The 16,138-nt window shown below is 45.3% G+C and carries 13 protein-coding genes; 4 read left to right on the forward strand and 9 right to left on the reverse strand.

Features of this window, described 5'->3' with window-relative positions; genetic code table 11:
* Nucleotide 1: 1 nt before the first annotated feature.
* From ABUA47_RS08730 to ABUA47_RS08755, 6 genes are all read right to left on the reverse strand, one after another.
* Nucleotides 2-1,111 (reverse strand): DegT/DnrJ/EryC1/StrS family aminotransferase, encoded by a 1,110-nt coding sequence (locus ABUA47_RS08730; protein ID WP_349831537.1) that lies wholly within the window; start codon nucleotides 1,109-1,111, stop codon nucleotides 2-4.
* 6 nt (nucleotides 1,112-1,117) lie between these two features.
* Entirely contained in the window at nucleotides 1,118-2,572 is a 1,455-nt protein-coding gene (locus ABUA47_RS08735; protein WP_035448235.1) for a lipopolysaccharide biosynthesis protein, read from the reverse strand.
* A 21-nt stretch (nucleotides 2,573-2,593) separates the two neighbouring features.
* Nucleotides 2,594-3,691, reverse strand: coding sequence for a Wzz/FepE/Etk N-terminal domain-containing protein (locus ABUA47_RS08740; protein WP_035449233.1), 1,098 nt, complete (start codon nucleotides 3,689-3,691; stop codon nucleotides 2,594-2,596).
* A 37-nt stretch (nucleotides 3,692-3,728) separates the two neighbouring features.
* On the reverse strand, nucleotides 3,729-6,149 hold the full coding sequence (locus ABUA47_RS08745; protein ID WP_035448233.1) for an SLBB domain-containing protein: 2,421 nt from the start codon (nucleotides 6,147-6,149) through the stop codon (nucleotides 3,729-3,731).
* Between the two features lie 411 nt (nucleotides 6,150-6,560).
* A complete protein-coding gene (locus ABUA47_RS08750; protein ID WP_016273536.1) occupies nucleotides 6,561-7,055 on the reverse strand; it encodes a UpxZ family transcription anti-terminator antagonist in 495 nt (164 codons plus the stop codon).
* A 50-nt stretch (nucleotides 7,056-7,105) separates the two neighbouring features.
* Nucleotides 7,106-7,642: a UpxY family transcription antiterminator gene (locus ABUA47_RS08755; RefSeq protein ID WP_035448230.1), complete on the reverse strand. Its 537-nt coding sequence runs from the start codon at nucleotides 7,640-7,642 to the stop codon at nucleotides 7,106-7,108.
* Nucleotides 7,643-8,805: 1,163 nt separating this feature from the next.
* Here ABUA47_RS08755 and ABUA47_RS08760 point away from each other — a divergent pair.
* Together ABUA47_RS08760 and ABUA47_RS08765 are read left to right on the forward strand one after the other, a co-directional pair.
* Complete coding sequence (locus ABUA47_RS08760; RefSeq protein ID WP_022401485.1) at nucleotides 8,806-9,153, forward strand: SH3 beta-barrel fold-containing protein; 348 nt, start codon at nucleotides 8,806-8,808, stop codon at nucleotides 9,151-9,153.
* Between the two features lie 40 nt (nucleotides 9,154-9,193).
* Entirely contained in the window at nucleotides 9,194-10,078 is an 885-nt protein-coding gene (locus tag ABUA47_RS08765) for a DUF4373 domain-containing protein (RefSeq protein WP_035448228.1), read from the forward strand.
* A 127-nt stretch (nucleotides 10,079-10,205) separates the two neighbouring features.
* Here ABUA47_RS08765 and ABUA47_RS08770 read toward each other — a convergent pair whose 3' ends face one another.
* Together ABUA47_RS08770 and lipB are read right to left on the reverse strand one after the other, a co-directional pair.
* Nucleotides 10,206-10,802 (reverse strand): ACP phosphodiesterase, encoded by a 597-nt coding sequence (locus ABUA47_RS08770; protein WP_035448226.1) that lies wholly within the window; start codon nucleotides 10,800-10,802, stop codon nucleotides 10,206-10,208.
* Entirely contained in the window at nucleotides 10,799-11,470 is a 672-nt protein-coding gene (gene lipB, locus ABUA47_RS08775) for a lipoyl(octanoyl) transferase LipB (RefSeq protein WP_227239111.1), read from the reverse strand. Before lipB ends, ABUA47_RS08770 begins: the two co-directional genes overlap by 4 nt.
* A 137-nt stretch (nucleotides 11,471-11,607) precedes the next feature.
* On the opposite strand from lipB, the gene ABUA47_RS08780 reads away from it, so the two are divergent.
* Both ABUA47_RS08780 and ABUA47_RS08785 read left to right on the forward strand, forming a co-directional pair.
* The gene (locus ABUA47_RS08780; protein ID WP_035448223.1) at nucleotides 11,608-14,454 is read left to right on the forward strand and encodes a TonB-dependent receptor; all 2,847 of its coding nucleotides are present in this window, start codon (nucleotides 11,608-11,610) and stop codon (nucleotides 14,452-14,454) included.
* A gap of 92 nt (nucleotides 14,455-14,546) precedes the next feature.
* Nucleotides 14,547-15,380, forward strand: a complete 834-nt coding sequence (locus ABUA47_RS08785; RefSeq protein ID WP_005828170.1) for an AraC family transcriptional regulator — start codon at nucleotides 14,547-14,549, stop codon at nucleotides 15,378-15,380.
* A gap of 11 nt (nucleotides 15,381-15,391) precedes the next feature.
* Here ABUA47_RS08785 and ABUA47_RS08790 read toward each other — a convergent pair.
* Nucleotides 15,392-16,138 (reverse strand): HAD-IC family P-type ATPase (locus ABUA47_RS08790; RefSeq protein ID WP_349831539.1); only part of this gene is annotated, 747 nt, incomplete at its 5' end.

Genomic DNA, 16,138 nt, shown 5'->3' on the forward strand with positions numbered 1-16,138 from the left:
TTTACCTCACAATTAACTCGAAAGTTCTTTGGATATCTGAATCATTCAGATTATGATACATCGGCAAGCAAATCACACTATCGGCTACTTTAGAGGCAACCGGTAAATTTTCGGGTTGAGCAGATTCCAGTCCGCGATAAGCAGAAAATTCACTAATCAAAGGATAGAAATAACGACGTCCCAACACATTCTGTCCTTTCATCTTGAAATAGAGTTCATCACGTGTCATTCCATATTTTTCCGCATCAATAAAAATCGGAAAATAGGAATAGTTATGACGTACGCCAGGCATATCCTCCATAAAACTGATACCCTCCACACCACGTAATGCTTCACGGTATTTTACAGCTGTCCGATGGCGAGATTCAATAGCTGCATCCACCTGCTTCAGATTTAGCAAACCATAGGCACTGCGCACTTCATCCATCTTGCCATTTATGCCAGGAGCCACAATCGTAGTTTCATCTGCAAAACCAAAATTCTTCAAATAGTCGATACGCCTTTTCGTTTTTTCATCTTTGCATATCAAAGCACCACCTTCAATGGTATTATAAACTTTTGTTGCGTGAAAACTTAAAGTGGACATATCACCGGCCTCCAAAATAGACTTACCGTTCACTTCTACTCCGAAGGCATGGGCAGCATCATAAATTACTTTCAATCCATATTTGTCAGCTATTTCTTGAATACGTGACGTATCACAAGGCTTACCATAAACATGGACAGGCATTATAGCCGTAGTTTTTGGAGTAATGGCAGCCTCTATTTTATCCGGATCAATATTACAAGTGACAGGGTCGATATCCACAAACACAGGCTTGATGCCGTTCCACCACAAGGAATGTGTAGTAGCCACAAAACTATAAGGAGTAGTAATTACTTCACCGGTAATGCGCAATGCCTGCAATGCACATATCAAAGGTAATGTACCATTTGTAAAAAGACTGACATAAGGTACTTTCAAATACTCACACAAGGCTTTTTCCAGTTCTTTATGATAATACCCATTATTTGTCAACCACTTACGATTCCAAATATCTTCCAAATAAGGTATAAAATCTTCCAAGGAAGGAAGTAACGGAGAAGTTACTGTAATAACTTTATTTTCCATTTTTATTTAAGTATATGATTTCCGCTTTAAGAGAGAAAGAGTCACTTGTCTTAATTCAAGATATTCCGGAAGAGCAGTCCTTTCATAAACCAGATAAGCAAGAGAAACTCCTAACAGTAATTGTAAAGGAAGAAGCAGGTAAACGGACAATCTAAAAAAAGACAATCCCCACATGGCAGCAGCCACAGCTATAGATACACAAAATGTAGGTAGTATGTCCTTTATCTGTTTCACAGTAGGATAGTTTATCAAATCGGCAGAATAATAACTATTCAAGAAATAAGCAACAAAAGAATTAAGTACACTACCCCACAACATACATTCTATCCCCCCAAATACCCCCAATGCAATAGGACCTATGGCAAGAATCTTTTTTATTATTTCCAATTTCAAGAATAAATCCGAACGCCCTTTGACTTTCAGGATATTCAGATTGATGGCATGAAGCGGATAAAGCATGCCCGAAAAGCAAATAATCTGCAAATAGCCAGCAGCAGGTAGCCACTTCTCTCCTATAAGAATTATAATTAACGGCTTTGCCATCGCTGCTAATCCAAGCATACATGCAAACGTCACCAACATCGTTGATTTTATGACTTTCCTATAAGCTCCGCACAAACGCTCCGGCTCATTTTGAATGGAACTAAGCACAGGATAGCTGACCCGTTGGACAACAGTGGTCAGATTACTAGAAAATATAGTATTAAATTGTTTGGCCCGGGTATATTGCCCCAATACAAATGAAGTAAAGAAACGACCTATGACCAAATAATAAATATCCTTATAAATAGTATCCAACAATCCGGAAACAAGTAGTTTGGAACCAAAACCAAACATTTCCTTGAAACTCTTGGCAGAAAACTCAAAAACAGGCTTCCACTTACAATACCCCCACAAAAAAACCGTATTCAACAGCTGACGGGACAATTGCTGTCCAACCAAACTCCAGACTCCCATTCCAGATAAAGCCATCCCTATGCCGACAACACCACTACTGATGGAAGCTATCAAAGAAACTTTAGTTTGTGTCTTAAAGTTTATATTCCGAATAAATATGGTACGGGGAATAATAGCCAATGCATTTACAATCAGCACAAAACCTATGACCCTCATAACATCAACCAAAACAGGCTCTCTGAAAAAAGCGCTAATAGCAGGAGAAACAAAAAATAAAAGAATATAGAGTGAAATACTAACTATAAGATTAAAATAGAAGACAGTATTATAATCAATACGTTCAATATCCACCTTACGTATCAACGCATTGGAAAAGCCACTGTCTATAATCGAATCGGACACCGCTATAAAAATAGCAATCATGGCCATAACCCCATACTCTTCCGGTGTCAATAAACGTGCCAAGACAAGCCCTACCAGAAAGGTTATGCCCGAGTTGGCTATGTTGTCAATAAAACTCCACCCTACTCCACGGGCGGTCTTATCTCTCAAAGATCCCTGCATGCAATAGACAGAATTATCACCTTAAACCTTCGGAATATTTTTCTTCCTCATGCTATACAACAAATCCTTTCCCATAAGAATCCAGCCAATACATCCCATCCCTGTCAGAAAAATGACTCCTATCAGAATCATAGCCTTACTCGGTTTTGACGCCTTTACAGGAATAGTAGCAGGCTCAACAATTGTATAAACAGGGGTTATCTCCTGCACCTTTGCCTCTGCTATCTGCAATTGCTGTGCAACGGATGTATAGACTTGATAAGCAAGATTCATCTCATTTTCTAGACGCACTTGTTCGGCACGATAACTCTGGAGGATGATATTTTTGTTGGCATCGGCAAACTTGGCATAATTCTCCTGCGCCATCTCATATTCTTTCTTCTTACGTTCAAAAAGCTTTTCTTGAAAATGAAAATCCTTACGGGCTTTATTAGTACGATAATCAATAATGTAAGACTGCAACCTATTTACAACAGTATCTGTCAGACATGCTGAAATACGGGGATCCTGCATCGTGACAGAAATTGTAGTAACCCCGGTCTTTTTATCTACCGAAACACCTATATGATCACTCAGTGCTTTCACAATATCAGTCTGCTCTTTTGTCAGCTGAAAAGGATCTAATTTTTCCACCTCTTCTTCTGATTCCTTAAACAGAGAAACAATCCAGCCTAAAGCCTTGAATGGGGCAGATATGATATACGACCACCATGGCACACGCTGGTATTCGTCCATATAATCATAAAGTGTGGTGTTTATCTCCCCATCCATATCCCGGATAGGGACATCAAACAACCCTGTCACAAAAGGAGTGGAACTCACAATATCCGGATATAAATCAGGATAAATCGCATCAGACCCAGAAGATGTATTCAGACTAATGCCTGCCAAACTTGCCAGTGAGGAAAGGCTTCCTCCCTTATTATCAGAAGCTTCCGGAGCAATCATTACACTTGCTGTATATTCCTTGGGAATACTAAAAGCAATCACCAGTCCCACAATCACTGCATAGCCGCAACACTTCAATATCCACCTGCGCTCTGCCCAGACCTTCAAAGCAAGCTCAAGCAAATCAATCTCCTCTTCCTGTGGATGTTTATTCTGTTGTCCGTCATTCATATCAGCATCCTTTCTTTTTATATCTTCCACTTGTTTCTTATTTAAAAGCATTAGTCAACGTAGCCACCATCGCCGCAATCGTCGCAGTCATGGAGCTCATACCCATAATCTCGGAAAGCTGGAGACGCTTCCTCTCAGACTTCGTGGGAACCACAATCTCACAACCCGGCTGGATTAAATCACTGTCACTCTTCTTAGCACGGGCTACCGTACCATTCAGATAAATGATGTATGCTTTCTTCTTTTTCGCATTTTCGCCATAACCACCTGCCATATTGATATAATGTTTCAGCTTGGCATCTTTCTCCCAGGTTACTGTATTAGGATACATCACTGAACCGCTGATCTTCACCGTATTGACGTATTCAGGAATATAAACGATATCTCCCTCACGCAGGACAATATCATAGTCACTTCCCGGATTAAACAGAGCCTTTTCCATATCGATGCCTACTGCGTAAGTCTCAGAGATGGCAAGCTTGTTCACTGCAATGCTATCGGAACCTTCACCGCCCTGTGCCATGCGAAGCACATCCGTCTCACGCCGACGTTCCTCATCATTGCGCTTGCGAATCAAACGTCCCCCCTTTATATATGCCGCCGGAGTAATTCCGCCTGCACGACCTATCACATCACTCAGACGTTCATTCTTTTTCAACAACGAATAGCTGCCGCTGAAAAGCACCTCACCCGCAACCGTCACCATGCGCTGAACTTGGTAGGCAGGACTGCGACGAACCTGGACTACATCGAAAGGTTGCAGGTAGAAACTACCGGCACCCGTCAGAAGACCGTCCTTGATGTCAAAGGTGAATGTCTCCGCAAGCTTGCTGCTGTAGGCAGTACTCTTGGGATCCTTGATGCGGCGCGTCACGCTCACACAGGTAGTGGCGGCAGCCTCAGTAAGACCTCCCGCCTGGACAATCATATCCTCTATCGTTAAGTTGTCGGAGTATAGGAAAGTACCGGGATTGAGCACCTCACCATAAATGGAGACCGTCTCGCTCTCCTTCAGGTCGTGGATACCGGGAACATACAGATGATCGTTCTTCTGAAGGGGTATATCAGAAACCGTACCGTTCATAATACCCTCCAGATCAACGGCAACCATTTCGTGCGTAAGATCTTCACGCTCACGGTCCAGAAGGACCCGGGCAAGGAAAGCATCTCCCCGGAGTCCCTCAGCCTTCTTTATCAGCTGCTTCACCGTATTCACCTCACCGTCCAACTGATAAAGCCCCGGACGATAGACGGCACCACTGACCTCAACCTTGTTCTCAAAACGGTCGAGTACGGCGTCAACCGTCATTAAGTCACCGTCGTCTAAACGGAATACGGAATAGTCCATCTCATCCACATTATATACTTGATGTTCACGTCCGCTTTTACGGATGATGCGTACAGCCTTCTTATAGGCATCTCCCATAAAGCCACCCGCATACTTCAGTAAGGAAGCAACCGTCTCGGCAGGCTTCATTTCATAATACATGGGACGTTTCACCTTACCTACTATCTCGACCAACGACTGGTAGGGACTCACGATAATCACATCGCCCTCCTGCAGACGGACATCGTCATTCATCTTGCCCTGCATGATGAACTCATAGACGTCCAAATGCTCTATCGTCTCTCCGTTACGAACCAGACGGATGTCACGCAAGCTACCGATATTATTCACACCACCGGCACGGTACAAGGCATGGAAAACCGTAGAAAAGGCCGAAAGTGTATAAGTACCCGGCACCGTGACCTCACCCATAATATGAATCTGAATGGTACGTATATCGCCTAAAGTCAGACGGATCTGTGAATTGGGATCCCCCCCTCCGATACCGGAATAGATCTTGGACAGTTCCCGTTGCAGATAAGCGTTGGCTTCTTTAACAGTCATGCCGTTCAGATAAACGGGACCGAGATCTTTCACCTGGATACTACCCTCGGGACTGATGGTCTGGCGGATGGTATTCTCGGAAGCTCCCCAAATATCTATGATCACCTCGTCACCGGGCCCCAGCCGATAATTTGCCGGAGTAGCCAGATTCACACTAGGTTCAAAGGAGAGATTACGGTTCTGGAACAGATTATGACCGAAAATCTGTATGCCGGCAGCCTCAGGGGCGGACTGGCTTTCAAGTCTCTCATCAACAACCGCTTTCTGGTCATCCAGTTCGGCAGCCTCGTAGGATTCTCCCACAGCAACCGAACGCTTGCGCATCTGTGAGGGAGCTTCGGAACCCGGGACAGCAACACCCGAGTTCTCATATTTATCCTTGATGCGGAGCACCTGTTCGCGGGTCACACCACGGCGCAACAGTTCGGCAGTCATCTGCTTCTGAGATTTTCCGGCTGCCTGTGCTTGTTTCACATATTCAACCACTTGCTCGTCGGACATGCGCTGGGCATAGGCAGAACCGAAGAAAATAAAAAGACATAAAATCAGAAATAAGATTCGACGCATAATTTAATGTTTGTTAGATTCTTATATGTCACACACTGAAAAAATCAAACTAATCCGGGAAGGTGGAACCAAAGGTGATTTATATTTATTACTTCGCGTAGTAATGAAAGAGTTAGTACCACGCTTCCCGGATATTCAATAGATATTGGGCATCTACTAAAGGGGGGATAACCCACTTTGAGTTATATTTTTAATCAAATAATAAGTTATTTTACTATATTCATTGGCAGAAATGCCATATAATCCGTTTCTCTGGAGGCTATTTTTCGTAATACAATGCGTGGAATCCTTTTCACTCATTACATGAATATATCACTTGTATGTTTAGCTCTATATGTCTTTAACTTTTCCCGTGTCTCTTACATTCTCCACTCCATTTTTTTTTGCCTTGCGAGAAAACTTTCACCTGTTTTAGTCCTCAAGATATTCCCACGGATAGGGATTGTCAACTACATTCCGGAATTCCTCGACAGCTTCCTGCTGTTCGGCAGTGAGCGATGCGGAGTCCCAGGAAGAAATAATCTTCCGGGCTTCGTCGACCAGGAGCTCATCGAACACTTCTCCATAACAGGCAGTAAGCAGACGGAGTTTCAACAGCGAAGCGGGAAGGGTATCAAGGAGATTCCAACAACGGTTTAATATCTCCTGGAGGTGATCCTGCTTCTCGCCATGGTCAATGAACGATGCGTTATAACCCATCAAGAGAGCAAGACAGACGTTTGCCTGTTCTTCCGTAGTAGTACCTCGAGCACTGGAACCATACAAAGCCGCAGTCAAGCGGTAAACCTCACCGTTGCGGCGGGAAAGGTCATCACTATAGATAGGACTACCGTCCATACCTAAATACATCAGTTCGTGCGCAGCACGCTGGAGATTAATTGCTTCTTCGAAAAGGGAGGAGGACATTTTTTGAATTATGAATTGTAAACTATGAGTTGTAAATTATGAATTATAATTCAGCCGATCACTTCTATAAGGTCCGGATGGATGGTAGCCATGGCAACAGCAATGACACCTTGTATCTCTATAACCACACGACGGTCACGTGCACCCTTTACTTTCAGAAAAATACCCTCCTGACCTGCAAAGTCACCACCCGTAATACGGACTCTAGTTCCTTTCGACAGATTCAACTCTTCGGGCTGGAAATAAAGCAAATGGTCGTTATAGGTTCCGGCAACGGCGACGAAGCGCTGCATCTCATGGTCGGGAATAATTATCTTCTGACCACTGCGAGTATCGGTTATATATTGCAAATAAGTAATTTGAGACTTAACACGCTGTACGTCGGAAGGACGTGCATGGACAAAAACCAGATTACGGATGACGGGAACCAAAGTACGGACTTTCTTACCCTTACGGATACTTACCTTATATTGCATGGGGACAAAACAGCCGAGGTTCTCCTTCTCGAGAAGATGCACCGCATCAAGCTCTCTGCGGTATGTGGCACGCATGGCATGCCAGACTTCAACCTCGTTATCCGTTTCCATTTTCGTTGTTTTGTTCACAAAAGAGTGTTCCTCTAGGGCTTTGAACCCTCGGTATATACCTGGTATCCAATCATTTGCGAGCACCTTATGTAAAATACAGCAAGCATTGTGCCCTTCTTGCCAACAGTTTTTTTGCAGTTCGTCATTACCTTCTGGTAAGAGACTATAAACGAACGGATTACAAACAAAAAGCGTTTTTTAAACGTTCGTTTAATGGACGTCAAATTTCAGGAAATGAAATAGGGAATGAGTTAATAAAAGGGAATGGAAATTTTAAATATTAAATAAGATACTTAATATACTGAATTACTGTAGATTAAACTGATATACGATGGGTTTTCCAAAATATTTTTATTAAACATTTTGAGGATATAAAAAACAGTCTTATCTTTGCGTCCATTAAACGAACGTTTAAAAAACACTTCCAAATCAAAGTCATTTCCATTTATATATCAACGCATTAACCCATCATAAAGATAAAACCCAGCTTTTTATCTCCATCCTTACTCCACAAAAACAAAAAACTTGATATACCTTTGCATTTATTTTACAAACTACAGTAATTTTAATTATTAACCCAAAAACATTAGAAAATGAAGGCAAAAGAAACACTCCAAAGTAAGGAAAAAAAACAAAAAGAGACACCCTTAAAACGGATGTAAAGCACGGCATATCAGCTCCTAAAGCAGGAGTAGGACGTCCCTCAAGCGGGGAGGTTATAGGAATACTGCCACAATATAGGAAAGAAGTCATTAAAGACATCATCCTATGGAAAAAATCAAGATACTTTATAGAAGAAAAGCCGACAAGCAACAAGGCATTGGCACAATGGGCATACTCACATTTCGACTTTAGAACGCCAGACTATAAAAGACTGTCAGAAAACACTATAATACAAGAGTTCGGTGAAGTGTGGCGGGAAATGAAGGTAGCAGGAAAGATATAGGGAATAAAACAAAAAAGGGCAGAAACCACGAAACTTATTGACAATAATTAAATATAAACAACTTAAGGAATAAACCACTTATCTTTGCCGCCACTTTGGTAAGGATGAAGCCACACCGCCTATAGATGCCGCTTTCTCAACGAATGCGGCATCTTTTTTTATATACAAGCGTACCTCCTGCCAAACTAATACAATTATTAATTTTAAAGACAACAAGATGAGAAAGTCGACAAAGAACGCTTCACTTCACGAAGCACTGAGAAACCTATGGAAAATACGTATCATGCTGGAAAAGAACTACACGGAAACATGCGCCACATGGATGGCCCGACGGATAGAAAGCCTGATAGACCACATGCAATACGGCCACGCACTCATAGCCTACCACAAGCAGGACGGGACATTCAGGCTGGCGAAAGCCACCTTACTGCCCTACAAGGCAGACTTCAGAAGAGATTATGACATCACAAGAGTGACAAGCACCATAGCCTTTTGGGACGTGGAACTGCAGGCATGGAAAACCTTCCAGCTGGAAAACTTCCTCGAATGGAGCCCCATATGCTAACCATTAACCATTAATCACTAATCATTAAACACTAAAAACAATGGCCATGATGTACGGGGGAATGCTATACTTCCCCCTCAAAGTAAATCTATTCGAAGAGATAGCAGTGGAACTGGTGGAAGCCAGGTTCGGACTGAAAGGAACGGCGGCGGTAATGAAACTGCTGTGCAAGATACACAAGGAAAACGGATATTACCTGAAATGGAACGCGGAGCAATGCACACTGTTCACAAACAAGGCGGGAAAGGACATCAACGAGCAGGAGATGCAGGGAATCGTGGACATCCTGGTGGAGAAAGCCTTTTTCGACCCCAAAACCTATAAGGAGCAAGGGGTGCTGACCTCTACCGAAATACAGAAGGTATGGCTGGAAGCCACCAAACGAAGAAAAAGGGACCTCACCACCCTGCCCTATCTGCTGGTAGAGACGGAGGAAGATAAACCGGACAAGGACAAGACTTGTACGCAAAACCGAGAAAATTGCACGCAGGATGCGGACATTTTCCCCGAAAATGCATGCAATTCCAAACAAAGCAAAGAAAGCAAAGTAGAAGAAAGCAAAGTAGAAGAAAGCAAAGTAGAAGAAAGCAAAGTAGAAGAAAGCAAAGCAAAAGAAAGTAAAGCACTTCACCCTCTTACTCCCCCGGGGGAAAGCGGAGGAGCGCAGGGAAATCCTGATCTGGACATTCCCGGATATGCCTACAACAGGAATACGCACAACCTGGAATGCCTCATGCTGAATCTGGAAAAGCTCTACATCACCGACCGGGAGGAAATCAGGAAGATTCTGAAGTTATCGGACTACGGCAGGCTGGGAAACTACGTCTGGAAAATATTCAATGGAACAAACTGGAACAAGGTGAACAGCAAGGGAGGGTACATCATCTCGGTACTGGCAAGGGAGAAGCGGAGTACGGGAAGCTGATTCCACAGGGCACAAGCTATCAATAACATGTCATGCAGGAAATCAACAACGTGTGATACAAAAAACAAATATCGTGTCGGCAGGATATTAATTCCTTGCCGACACGATATTCATTCCTTCTTCGTCCTTAAAATTGTGACTTATAATTATGCTGATATTCAGCGCAAAACCTCTGCAATTCAATAAAAAATGGCTGGAACACAGCAAACAGTTCCTCATCGTGCTTTTCAAGGTATCGAATTGCCTTATCTACGGATATATCAATATGATGATATTCCACCATGATGTTCAAAGATTCTCTTATTCCGTTCAGAGTGGCGTATTTCTGCAAACGGTCGGTCAGGATAAAATGCCAAATAAAACGTTTGAACCGTAGCGGAAGATAGCGGTAATTGATAAGGAGGGAAAGATAAAAATTCCGGGTATACTTCCTCAAGGAGCCTCCGGAGAACGACTCGAAACGGGAAGCCAGCAAATAATCGAAATAAATATCCAGCAATACCCCCGAATAGCGTCCGAATTCAGGTTGAAGCCTATGTACCACCTCGCAGACAGCCGGATGACGGTCGGTATAGTCGTCAATAGCGCGGTGAAGCTGAATACCCTTGGCTATATCCGGCGGATAATTCTTATAGGAGCTTCCCTTTACAGCATCGCCTACAAAATTGCCCAACTGTACTTTTCTGTTCGGACCGGAAAGGAATACATGTGCCAGATAGTTCATGACAAAAGATTTACCAGCTCCTTGCAAAGACACTCCTTCACCTCTTCCATCGGCACTTCATGTCCCAGTTCTTTCTGCAAAGAAGTGACCCCCTTGTCGATGAATCCGCAGGGATTGATATAGCTGAAATAACGTAAATCGGTATTCACATTCAGTGCCAGCCCATGCATGGTAACAAAATGGCTGCTGCGCACGCCGATGGCACAAATCTTACGGGCACGGGGAGTATCGCCCTCCAGCCATACGCCCGTTGCCTTCTCCAGGCGTCCGGCAGCGATGCCAAACGAAGCACAAACGCGAATTACCGCCTCTTCCAGCAGATGCACATACTCCTTCAACCCCAAAGAAAAGTCCTCGAGGTTCAGAATAGGATAACAGACCAACTGTCCCGGACCATGATACGTAATGTCTCCACCACGGTCAATATGATAGAGCGTAGCCCCTATCCTGCGCAGTTGTTCTTCTCCCAGCAGCATATTCCTTTCTTTCCCGCTACGCCCCAATGTATAGACATGGGGATGCTCGCAGAGCACAATATGATTGACATAGCACTCTCCTGCCTGCTTGGCGTGTACAAGTGCGTCAAACCATTCCGTCTGCCGGCTCCATGCCCCGGCATAAGGAATCATGTTCCAATCTGATATTTCCAGTTTCATGCAAGCAAATATAGCACTTTTTTGAATTCACTCCCCGAATTTATCTTAAATATGTAGCATCTATTCATAAAAATACACCTTGATAATCTGATAATATCTCACGTACTTTGCAAACATTCTGATATAACTATTCACAAAAAGACAGACTTATGAAAAAAAGAATTCTAATAACGCTATTCGCAGCGTTACTGTTCAGCTTTTCCATATCTGCACAGATATTGAAGGGGCACGTATATGATGCAACGACCAATGAACCGCTTGCAGGGGCATCGGTCACCTACAAGCTGAAAGACACGCAAGGCGTAGTGACCGACATAAACGGTGCATACGAAGTACACCTGCCGGCGGGAGGTGTAGATTTGGTATTCAGCTACGTGGGATATGAGGATGTGCCAATGCCCATCGTCATCAGCAAAGGAGACATTATGCAGAAAGACGTGTACATGAAGGAAAGCACCAACCTGCTGGAAGATGTCGTGGTCTCGGCCGGACGGTTTGAACAGAAGCTGAGCGATGTGACGGTCTCCATGGATTTGATAAAGGCCAGTGACATTGCCCGCCAGGCTCCCACAGACATCACCTCGACACTGCAGACCATTCCGGGGGTCGATATCATCGACAAGCAACCCAGCATTCGAGGCGGTGGCGGCTGGACTTACAGCGTAGGTGCCCGCAGCCTGGTACTGGTAGACGGGATGAGCGTGCTCAGCCCCCAAAACGGAGTCATCAACTGGAACAGCGTACCTCTGGAAAATGTGCAGCAGGTAGAGGTCATCAAAGGAGCCTCCAGCGTGCTCTATGGTTCGTCGGCCCTGAACGGCATCATCAACATACGCACCGCACGGCCGGGACTGACCCCTCAGACCCGTTTCAGTGCCTATGTAGGAATCTATGACGACCCCGACAACAGCGATTACCAATGGAGTGACAAATCTTTCTGGAAAGAGGACAAATATCCGGTAAAGCCCTTGTTGCGCAACAGCCTTTTCAGCGGTGTACGCAATCCGCTCTACGAAGGTTTCGACCTCACCCACTCCCGCCGCATCGGTAACTTTGACGTCAGCGGCGGACTGAATCTCTTTACCGACGAGGGCTACCGCCAACAAGGTTACAACAAACGTTTCCACATCAACGGAAACCTCACCTACTATCAGCCGGATATGGGTATGAAACTGATGAACTACGGTTTCAACGTGGATTTCCTTTCCAACAAGTACGGGGATTTCTTCATCTGGCGCTCGCCCGGCGAGGCCTACCGCCCCTCTCCCTTTACTAATATGGGACGTGAGTCCAACAACTTCCGCATTGACCCTTTCTTCAACTTCACCAATCCTGAAAGAGGTACTTCACACAAAGTAAAGGGCCGTTTCTACTACAGTGCGGACAATGTGGTACGCCCTACACAATCCGCCTCCATTACGGATATTCTGGGCAACATGGGCACCGACGCACAAGTCATCCAGAACATTGCCAATGGAGACTACACAGCCCTCCAGCCACTGATGACCGGAGTTATCAAATGGCTGGGAAGCGACAAGCTGAGTGATTTGATGGACGGTGTCTTCGGCTCTCTGGACAACATATTCCCCAATGCCACCACTGCCGACTATTGCGACCTCATCTCTTGGGTAATGAGCAACGGCCTGCCGTCTGACATGGGAGGACTGCTTGAAGGGAAACTACCCAGCGACCTGGTTCCCTGGCTATCCGGTGTACTCAATCCGAAGCGCAATCAATCACCAACACGGACGGACAAGAATTACGACTATTATCTGGACTATCAGTTCAACAAGAAATGGGACGGCGGCGCACAAATCACCACGGGTCTGACTTACGAACATATCCGCACCTTCTCCGGCGAAACGGAAGAAGTACATCAAAGTGACAATGTTGCCGCCTATATGCAATACGACCAGCGCTTCTGGGACCGCCTCAGCGTATCGGCCGGTGTACGTGCCGAATACTACCGGATAGACAAGCACTACCGGGAAGCCGACACAAAGGTTTTCGGGAGCAAGATTCCTTTCCGCCCCGTGTTCCGTGCCGGGCTGAACTACCAGCTAGCCGATTACAGCTTCCTGCGTGCCAGCTTCGGCCAGGGTTACCGTAATCCCTCCATCACCGAGAAATACCTTCGCAAAGACATCGGAGGTGTAGGTGTATATCCCAACTACAACGTACAGCCGGAAAAAGGATTCAATGCCGAGCTGGGATTCAAGCAAGGGTACAAGGCAGGCAATTTACAAGGATTTGCAGATGTCGCCGCTTTCTATACCCAATACAAGGATATGGTGGAATTCCAGTTCGGCCTATTCAACAATGCGGACCTGAGCATGATAAACAGCGTTACAGACGCCATACAAATGCTGAAGAACGGCAAGGGTTTCGGCATCGGGGCACAGTTCCACAACGTGTCCAAAGCACAGATTTATGGAATGGAAATCAGCACCAACGGCATGTACACCTTCAACAAAAACGCCAAGCTGCTCTATAACCTGGGATATGTATATACCGAACCGAGGGATGCCGACTACAAGAAACGCAATGCCCTGGAGAACACCTATACCGACCCGCTTCAGATGAAGGAGAAAAGCAATGACGGCAAGTACTTGAAATATCGTCCGAAACACAGTTTCAAGGCCACGCTGGACTTTCAGTGGAAACGCATCAACATAGGTGCCAACGTAAACTGGAAAAGCAAGATACTTGCCGTGGACTATATTATGCTGGACGAACGCAGCAAAAGTGAACCTGACCTGCTGGACTACGTGCGCGACATCCTCTTCGGCTCGTCCAACGGGGAAACCCTGGCATCCTATTGGAAAAAGCATAATACGGACTATGCCACAGTGGACATGCGCTTCGGGGTGAAAGCCACCAAGGAAGTAGCTTTCCAGTTCATGATAAACAACCTGCTGAACAAGGAGTACAGCTATCGTCCCATGGCAGTGGGCGCGCCACGTACTTTCGTCGTAAAGATGGACGTTACATTTTAAAAAAAGAACATTTCATTTTAAAAACAGAATGTCTTCCGTTACTTTTTCCCGGAAAAGAATTACCTTTGTGCAAACTCTAAACGACAAAGCGTATGGAATTTCCTCAAGTCGACCTGCCAGTAGACATGATTGCATGGACTGAAGTAACGGAAGACATTCTAAACATATACAAACAGTCGTGCCGCCTGAAAGCATGCATCTTTGCACTATGCATAGAAGGTTCCATCACGGTATCCATCAATCTGATGGATACGGAAATCAAGCAAGGGGATTTTATTACCCTGCTTCCCGGAACTATCATACAGTTTTACGAACAAAAGGAAAAAGTGTGCCTGGGATTCGTGGGGTTTTCTTCCCATTGCCTCAATGGAGTCAACCTCATCCAGTCTACATTGAGCTCTTTCTCCAACATACTGGAGTATCCGGTACTGGCTGTCAACCCTACCGTCGCCTCCTACTTCAAGGACTATTTTGCCCTATGGGCACGCATCACGACCGGTCCCTATCCTCCCGATACAAAAATGGCTCAAAGCACATTGAACATGCTCCTCAGCGGCATAGACAGAATGTATTGCCACCGTCCGCAGATGCAAAAAGGGAATAAGAGCCGGAAAGAGGAAATATGCCGCGAACTGGTGCAGCTCGTCATCGAAAACTATACCCGCGAACGCCGCGCGCAATTCTATGCCGACAAACTGGGCATCTCCCTGCAACACCTCAGCACCACCGTGAGGCAGGTGACCGGCAGAAATGTATTGGACATCATCGCCCACGTCGTCATCGTAGACGTGAAAGCCAAGCTGAAATCAACCAACATGACCATTCAGGAGATTGCCTATTCCCTGAACTTCCCCAGTGCTTCCTTCTTTGGAAAATACTTCAAGAGGCACATGGGCATGAGTCCGCTGGAGTATAGGAACAGCTGAGAATACAGCCGTCAGAACCTGGAACTCAGACGAAGGCTGCTCAAAGCCACGGATACACAGGAAAGAGCCATGGCAGCACCTGCCAGCGCAGGACTCAGCAGGATGTCATAGACGGGATAGAGTACTCCGGCCGCGACAAAGATACCCACTGTATTATAGATGAAAGCCCAGAACAGATTCCGGTACATGAGGCTCACAGTCTGGCGAGACAACCGGAAAACTTTGGGCAACAGCAGCAGGTCTGAAGTCCTGAGAGTAATCATGGCGGTGTCCATCAACGTATCGGTCCCCTTTCCCATGGCAATGCTTACATCAGCACAGCTCAAGGCTTGCGCATCGTTCACGCCGTCACCTACCATGGCGACCGTTTTACCCTGAAGCTGCAGCTTATGGATGAAATCCTCTTTGTCGTCGGGCATGGCATCAGCCACAAAACGCATGATACCCAAACTGCCGGCCACGGAAGAAGCTGTACGCTCACCGTCTCCCGTAAGCATGCATATCTCGATGTCCTGGATACGCAGTTCCCGGATAGCTTCCATAGAAGTCACCCGCAACTGGTCCTTGATGGCAATAACGGCAAGTAAATCGTTCTCACGCCCAAAGTAGACAATACTGTTTCCGTCCGATTCATATTGTGTCAGCATATCGGCCAGGATATCCGACAAATTGGCTTGATAATCTTTCAGCAGTTTATGGCTTCCTACCCAATATTCCGCACCCTGATAGGCCACTCTGACACCTTTTCCGGTAATGTT

Source organism: Bacteroides sp. RTP31139st1_H2_RTP31139_211217 (assembly GCF_040227615.1).
Taxonomy (GTDB): domain Bacteria; phylum Bacteroidota; class Bacteroidia; order Bacteroidales; family Bacteroidaceae; genus Bacteroides; species Bacteroides uniformis.